Origin of the sequence: Acidovorax sp. Root219 (assembly GCF_001428665.1) — a bacterium.
GTDB lineage: Bacteria > Pseudomonadota > Gammaproteobacteria > Burkholderiales > Burkholderiaceae_C > Acidovorax.
Map to the genome: position 1 here is coordinate 1 of NZ_LMIJ01000033.1, position 1,403 is coordinate 1,403.

General features: G+C 60.7%; 1 protein-coding gene. It reads left to right on the forward strand.

What is annotated here, in order from left to right; genetic code table 11:
- Positions 1–91 precede the first annotated feature (91 nt).
- Positions 92–1,393, forward strand: coding sequence for an IS4 family transposase (locus ASE28_RS26780; protein ID WP_057269204.1), 1,302 nt, complete (start codon positions 92–94; stop codon positions 1,391–1,393).
- Positions 1,394–1,403: the final 10 nt, after the last annotated feature.

Sequence of the window (1,403 nt, forward strand, 5' to 3'; positions counted from 1 at the left end):
TAATGCCGTTCACTTAAGCCAGTGAGCGGCATTTTTCCTGTCTGCACATAGCCCATACTCAGAGCCAGTTGCTTCACCCACCTTGGCTCTGATGGTCGGCAAGACTCCCACCCTCCCCGATTTCACCGCGCTGTCCCAGCACATTGATCCGCAATGGATCGCCAATGCCCTGGCCCTCACTGGCAAAGCCAGCGTTCGGCGGCGTAAGTTGCCGGCCGAGCAAGTCGTCTGGCTGGTCATTGCGCTGGCAATGTACCGCCACCAATCCATCGCACAGGTCGTGGCCGAGCTCGATCTGGTGCTGCCTGATGAGGTCAATCCAGCCATTGCGAACAGCGCCGTGACCCAGGCGCGCCAGCGACTGGGCCAAGAGCCCTTGGCCCAACTTTTTGGCCTGTGTGCCAGCGCTTGGGATGAGCGCCACCAGCGCGGCAGAAGCTGGCGGGGCTTGGCCCGCTATGCCATCGATGGCAGCACTTTGCGAACGCAGGACACCACGGACAACCGTCAACACTTCGGCGCTCAGGAGTACGCATCGGGCGTGGTCGCCAGCTATCCGCAGTTGCGCATGCTCACACTCACATCGCTGGCAACGCACCTGCTCAGAGATGCGGTCTTTGGCGAATACGGCAAGAACGAGATGCGCTATGCCAAAGAGTTGATTGAGGCCATTCCCGAGCACTCACTCACGGTCTTTGATCGGGGCTTCCTGAGCGCAGAGATCTTGCTGCAGGTCCAGCAAACAGGCACCCAGCGCCATTGGCTCATCCCCGCCAAGAGCAATAGCCAGTGGGAGAAACTGGACAAGCATCCGACAGACTATCGGGTGCGCATGAAAGTCTCCCCCCAGGCGCGCAAGGCCAATTCCTGCCTGCCCGCGTACTGGGAGGCCAGGGCGATAGAGGTCATCTCGCGCCACGGCCAGCGGCGCATCTTGCTGACCTCGCTGCTGGATGCAAAAGCCTGGCCAGCCAAAGAGATTGCGCTGCAGTATGAGCAGCGCTGGCACATCGAGACCAGCTACCGCGAACTCAAGCAGGAGATGCTGGGGGCGGGGTTGACGCTGCGCAGTGGCAACCCCCAGACCGTCAGGCAGGAGGTATGGGGAGTCTTGCTGGCCTACAACCTGGTGCGTCTGGAGATGGCTGAGGTTGCGCGAGAAGAAGGAGTAGAGCCCACCGAGCTGAGCTTTACGGTGGCGCTGCATTATTTGCGCTACGAGTGGCACTGGCTGGCCACCAGCAGCCCTGGCACCTTGCCCAAGCATCTGCAGCGTTTGCGTCAGCGTCTTGGGGATTTGCTGGTGTCAAAACAGCGACGGGGGCGTCAATGCCCCCGTGTGGTGAAAAAGCCGCCTGCGCGCTATCCAATCAGGCAAGTTCGCTTTAAGTGAACGGCATTAC

What these genes read in the sequence shown, in the direction of transcription:
- ASE28_RS26780 (WP_057269204.1), top strand. Translation starts at nt 92, where the DNA reads ATGGTCGGCAAGACTCCCACCCTCCCCGATTTCACCGCGCTGTCCCAG.